The following is a 6,055-nucleotide window of genomic DNA, read 5'->3' on the forward strand; positions in this document are numbered from 1 at the left end:
CCCCTTCACCGGCGCTGCTGAGGCGGCGCTGACGGGTCGGAGAGACGGCCGGACGCATCGGAGAGACGGTGGGCATCTTAGGGAGTGATTTAGGCGGGCGCGCTGATGTTATTGGCGCAACGGTCTGATTTTTGGCTCTGGGTGTTCTGTTCTTTGACATTGATGGATAACTGAAGAGATATGTGGGCGGTTTGGTTCGTTTCGACGGATTGAATGTCTGTATATCGCGCTGGTAGGGCTTTGGCTCGATGATCCAGTGTCAGCTTCACTGTTTGAGTGGTTCACTGATTTCTTAGGAAGTCTGTGTACATCAAACAGAAGACTTCATCAGGATTAGCCTCCTGATGAGATGTGCAGAGGTTCGAACGTCAAGGATAAGCAGCAATGCTTTTCAACTTGAGAGTTTGATCCTGGCTCAGAACGAACGCTGGCGGCAGGCTTAACACATGCAAGTCGAGCGCACCTTCGGGTGAGCGGCGGACGGGTTAGTAACGCGTGGGAACATACCCTTTGGTACGGAATAGCCTCTGGAAACGGAGAGTAATACCGTATGAGCCCTTCGGGGGAAAGATTTATCGCCAAAGGATTGGCCCGCGTTAGATTAGGTAGTTGGTGGGGTAATGGCCTACCAAGCCTACGATCTATAGCTGGTTTTAGAGGATGATCAGCAACACTGGGACTGAGACACGGCCCAGACTCCTACGGGAGGCAGCAGTGGGGAATCTTGGACAATGGGGGCAACCCTGATCCAGCCATGCCGCGTGAGTGATGAAGGCCTTAGGGTCGTAAAGCTCTTTCGCCTGTGAAGATAATGACGGTAGCAGGTAAAGAAACCCCGGCTAACTCCGTGCCAGCAGCCGCGGTAATACGGAGGGGGTTAGCGTTGTTCGGAATTACTGGGCGTAAAGCGCACGTAGGCGGACTGGAAAGTTGGGGGTGAAATCCCAGGGCTCAACCCTGGAACTGCCTCCAAAACTATCAGTCTAGAGTTCGAGAGAGGTGAGTGGAATTCCGAGTGTAGAGGTGAAATTCGTAGATATTCGGAGGAACACCAGTGGCGAAGGCGGCTCACTGGCTCGATACTGACGCTGAGGTGCGAAAGTGTGGGGAGCAAACAGGATTAGATACCCTGGTAGTCCACACCGTAAACGATGAATGCCAGTCGTCGGGTAGCATGCTATTCGGTGACACACCTAACGGATTAAGCATTCCGCCTGGGGAGTACGGTCGCAAGATTAAAACTCAAAGGAATTGACGGGGGCCCGCACAAGCGGTGGAGCATGTGGTTTAATTCGAAGCAACGCGCAGAACCTTACCAACCCTTGACATCCTAGGACCGGCCCAGAGATGGGTCTTTCACTTCGGTGACCTAGTGACAGGTGCTGCATGGCTGTCGTCAGCTCGTGTCGTGAGATGTTCGGTTAAGTCCGGCAACGAGCGCAACCCACATCCTTAGTTGCCAGCAGTTCGGCTGGGCACTCTAGGGAAACTGCCCGTGATAAGCGGGAGGAAGGTGTGGATGACGTCAAGTCCTCATGGCCCTTACGGGTTGGGCTACACACGTGCTACAATGGCAGTGACAATGGGTTAATCCCAAAAAACTGTCTCAGTTCGGATTGGGGTCTGCAACTCGACCCCATGAAGTCGGAATCGCTAGTAATCGCGTAACAGCATGACGCGGTGAATACGTTCCCGGGCCTTGTACACACCGCCCGTCACACCATGGGAGTTGGTTCTACCCGACGACGCTGCGCTAACCTTCGGGGGGCAGGCGGCCACGGTAGGATCAGCGACTGGGGTGAAGTCGTAACAAGGTAGCCGTAGGGGAACCTGCGGCTGGATCACCTCCTTTCTAAGGATGTTCCTGGCATCTTGAGCTTGCTCTTGATCGTGGAACACTTAGCAGAAGATCAACAAACAAAGTTGATCAAACTCATGGACCGAGCCGTCCTCATATCTCTTCAGAACATATCAGGCCCGCAACGCTGTGAGGTCTGGCCCTCTCGGCAGATTTTGCGATGCAAAATCGCCTGTCGGGCAACGTCGATTTTGCTTTTGCAAAATCAACTGGGTCGGTAGCTCAGGTGGTTAGAGCGCACGCCTGATAAGCGTGAGGTCGGAGGTTCAAGTCCTCCTCGACCCACCAAAAACTTTTGGGGCCTTAGCTCAGCTGGGAGAGCGCCTGATTTGCATTCAGGAGGTCAGGAGTTCGATCCTCCTAGGCTCCACCATTTACCTTCGATTTGACCGTTAAGCACCATTTTGGTTCTTCACCGTCCAATCGGACGTCGCTTCTTCGGAAGCTTTGACATCGTATAGAGAGAAATCAATCAACACTGTTTGATCGTGCCGAGTGTGGCATTGATCTCGGTCGTTCTTATCTTCGGATAAGCGGCGCAGTTTGGGTCTAGCCGGCCCTGTCTGCGTATCCCGATCGAAACGAACAGAGTTGTCCAAGTCTAATATACTAACCCGAGCGACCTGCGTTGATCAGCTGCACGGCTGAGAGACCATATGGGGTTGCTCATTTGTCCTCGTCCAAGTGGCGGGGGCGGGAAATGTATGTTTTTGGTTCAGAAGAATGACTGCCTTTAGTTACCAGCTGGGCGGTCTCGATTGATTTGATTACTAGCGCAGCTTCGGTTGTGTGCGGTCAAACGCACTCAAGTAGCCGAATAGGCGGTAGTGCCAATATCAAGTCTTTCTTTTTCTGGATCAAATCAAGCGCGAGAAGGGCGTTTGGTGAATGCCTTGGCAGCAAGAGGCGATGAAAGACGTGATACTCTGCGATAAGCCATGGGGAGCTGAGAATAAGCTTTGATCCATGGATTTCTGAATGGGGCAACCCACCTGAATGTTTGTTATTGTTAGCACTGCTAATCAATAATGGGCATAACCAGGTATTTATGACCTGAATACATAGGGTTATAAAGGCAAACCCGGGGAACTGAAACATCTAAGTACCCGGAGGAAAGGAAATCAATTGATACTCCCCTAGTAGCGGCGAGCGAACGGGGACCAGCCGAGCCTTGAGAGTGAGAAGAACATGTTGGGAAGCATGGCCATAGCGGGTGACAGCCCCGTATTCTAAGCTCAATGGGACGTATTAAGTAGGGCGGAACACGTGAAATTCTGTCTGAAGATCGGAGGACCACCTTCGAAGGCTAAGTACTCCTTGCTGACCGATAGTGAACCAGTACCGTGAGGGAAAGGTGAAAAGCACCCCGACGAGGGGAGTGAAACAGTACCTGAAACCGAACGCCTACAATCAGTCGGAGCCTCCTTGCGGGGTGACGGCGTACCTTTTGTATAATGGGTCATCGACTTGGTCTCACGAGCAAGCTTAAGCCGTTAGGTGTAGGCGTAGCGAAAGCGAGTCTTAATAGGGCGCATGAGTTCGTGGGATCAGACCCGAAACCGAGTGATCTAGGCATGGCCAGGTTGAAGGTAAGGTAACACTTACTGGAGGACCGAACCCACATCCGTTGAAAAGGATCGGGATGAGCTGTGCCTAGGGGTGAAAGGCCAATCAAACTCGGAGATAGCTGGTTCTCTGCGAAATCTATTTAGGTAGAGCGTCATCCGAATACCCCGGGGGGTAGAGCACTGGATGGGTAATGGGGCCCCACAGGCTTACTGATCCTAACCAAACTCCGAATACCCGGGAGTACTAGATGGCAGACACACTGCGGATGCTAACGTCCGTAGTGGAGAGGGAAACAACCCTGACCTACAGCTAAGGCCCCCAATTCATGGCTAAGTGGGAAAGCAGGTGGGACGACCAAAACAACCAGGAGGTTGGCTTAGAAGCAGCCATCCTTTAAAGATAGCGTAACAGCTCACTGGTCTAAATAAGTTGTCCTGCGGCGAAGATGTAACGGGGCTCAAGCCATGAGCCGAAGCTTAGGATGCCGTAAGGCATGGTAGCAGAGCGTAGTGTGACATAAGACTTATCCTCTTTAGTGTCCTTCGGGGCACCTTGGAGGATCGAGTCTTTTCGATGAAGCCGGCGCGTGAGCGATCCGGTGGAGAGATCACTAGTGAGAATGATGACATGAGTAGCGACAAAGAGTGTGAGAGACACTCTCGCCGAAAGTCCAAGGGTTCCTGCTTAAAGCTAATCTGAGCAGGGTAAGCCGGCCCCTAAGCCGAGGCCGAAAGGCGTAGGCGATGGGAACTAGGTTAATATTCCTAGGCCGTGGAGTGGTGACGGATCTCAGAGGTAGTTCATCCTTATCGGATTGAATGGGCTGCTGAGAGGTTCCTGGAAATAGCCCTCCTATAAGACCGTACCCTAAACCGACACAGGTGGACTGGTAGAGCATACCAAGGCGCTTGAGAGAACGATGTTGAAGGAACTCGGCAAAATACCTCCGTAAGTTCGCGAGAAGGAGGCCCGGTTCCTAGGCAACTAGGGGCTGGGGGCACAAACCAGGGGGTGGCGACTGTTTATTAAAAACACAGGGCTCTGCGAAGTCGCAAGACGACGTATAGGGTCTGACGCCTGCCCGGTGCCTGAAGGTTAAAAGGAGAGGTGAGAGCCTTGAATTGAAGCCCAGGTAAACGGCGGCCGTAACTATAACGGTCCTAAGGTAGCGAAATTCCTTGTCGGGTAAGTTCCGACCTGCACGAATGGCGTAACGACTTCCCCGCTGTCTCCAACATCGACTCAGCGAAATTGAATTGCCTGTCAAGATGCAGGCTTCCCGCGGTTAGACGGAAAGACCCCGTGCACCTTTACTACAGCTTCGCACTGGCATCAGGATTGTGATGTGCAGGATAGGTGGTGGGCTTTGAAGCAGAGACGCAAGTCTTTGTGGAGCCTCCCTTGAGATACCACCCTTCGCACTCTTGATGTCTAACCGCGGTCCGTTATCCGGATCCGGGACCCTGCGTGGCGGGTAGTTTGACTGGGGCGGTCGCCTCCTAAAGCGTAACGGAGGCGCGCGAAGGTTGGCTCAGAGCGGTCGGAAATCGCTCGTTGAGTGCAATGGCAGAAGCCAGCCTGACTGCGAGACTGACAAGTCGAGCAGAGTCGAAAGACGGCCATAGTGATCCGGTGGTCCCGAGTGGAAGGGCCATCGCTCAACGGATAAAAGGTACGCCGGGGATAACAGGCTGATACTGCCCAAGAGTCCATATCGACGGCAGTGTTTGGCACCTCGATGTCGGCTCATCTCATCCTGGGGCTGGAGCAGGTCCCAAGGGTACGGCTGTTCGCCGTTTAAAGAGGTACGTGAGCTGGGTTTAGAACGTCGTGAGACAGTTCGGTCCCTATCTGCCGTGGGTGTAGGAGACTTGAGAGGAGTTGCCCCTAGTACGAGAGGACCGGGGTGAACGATCCACTGGTGGACCAGTTGTCGTGCCAACGGCAGTGCTGGGTAGCTATGATCGGACAGGATAACCGCTGAAGGCATCTAAGCGGGAAGCCCCCCTCAAAACAAGGTCTCCCTGAGGGCCGTGGAAGACCACCACGTCAATAGGCCGGAGATGTAAGCGCAGTAATGCGTTCAGTTGACCGGTACTAATCGCCCGATAGGCTTGATTTGATCCAGTAATGGAAAGACAAATCAAAAACATACACCTCATTAAACATGGATAACTTCGCAGCAAAACGCTGCGGTGTTGATTGACATAACTACCGAGTAGCAACGCGCATTTGCACGCAAATACGTCGCCTGCCACTCGTCGCGCTTTGCAAAGCAAAGCCGCGACGGGGATTTTCCTCGGTTTGGTGGTCATAGCGCAAGTGAAACACCCGGTCCCATCCCGAACCCGGAAGTTAAGCACTGCCGCGCCAATGGTACTTGGGCTTAAGCCCCGGGAGAGTAGGTCACCGCCAAACCTAGAAAAATCCCACAATCAAACTTCTCTCTTACGATATCGAACTCATTCGACCCCGGCCTCACGTAGCGTAAGCAACAGGCCGAAAAACGGTCTCAAGTAGCCGAATAGGCGGTAGACCACCAAAGTGACGCGGGATGGAGCAGCCCGGTAGCTCGTCAGGCTCATAACCTGAAGGTCGTAGGTTCAAATCCTACTCCCGCAACCAACG

The 6,055-nt window shown here is 53.2% G+C and carries 3 tRNA genes and 3 rRNA genes; all 6 read left to right on the forward strand.

Annotated features, from left to right (window positions below):
* Positions 1–392 precede the first annotated feature (392 nt).
* The 6 genes from AC2FIB_RS22330 to AC2FIB_RS22355 all read left to right on the forward strand — a co-directional run bounded on the left by AC2FIB_RS22330 (position 393) and on the right by AC2FIB_RS22355 (position 6,052).
* Positions 393–1,852 (forward strand): 16S ribosomal RNA (locus AC2FIB_RS22330).
* A gap of 217 nt (positions 1,853–2,069) precedes the next feature.
* A tRNA-Ile gene (locus AC2FIB_RS22335) sits at positions 2,070–2,146 on the forward strand.
* 9 nt (positions 2,147–2,155) lie between these two features.
* Positions 2,156–2,231 (forward strand) — tRNA-Ala (locus AC2FIB_RS22340).
* Between the two features lie 487 nt (positions 2,232–2,718).
* Positions 2,719–5,549, forward strand: a 23S ribosomal RNA gene (locus AC2FIB_RS22345).
* Positions 5,550–5,730: 181 nt separating this feature from the next.
* Positions 5,731–5,845 (forward strand): 5S ribosomal RNA (rrf, locus tag AC2FIB_RS22350).
* Together the 16S, 23S and 5S rRNA genes with 3 tRNA genes alongside form the textbook arrangement of a ribosomal RNA operon.
* Positions 5,846–5,975: 130 nt before the next feature.
* A tRNA-Met gene (locus AC2FIB_RS22355) sits at positions 5,976–6,052 on the forward strand.
* The last annotated feature ends 3 nt before the right edge of the window (positions 6,053–6,055 follow it).

It is taken from the genome of Ruegeria sp. YTSA072, assembly GCF_059610285.1.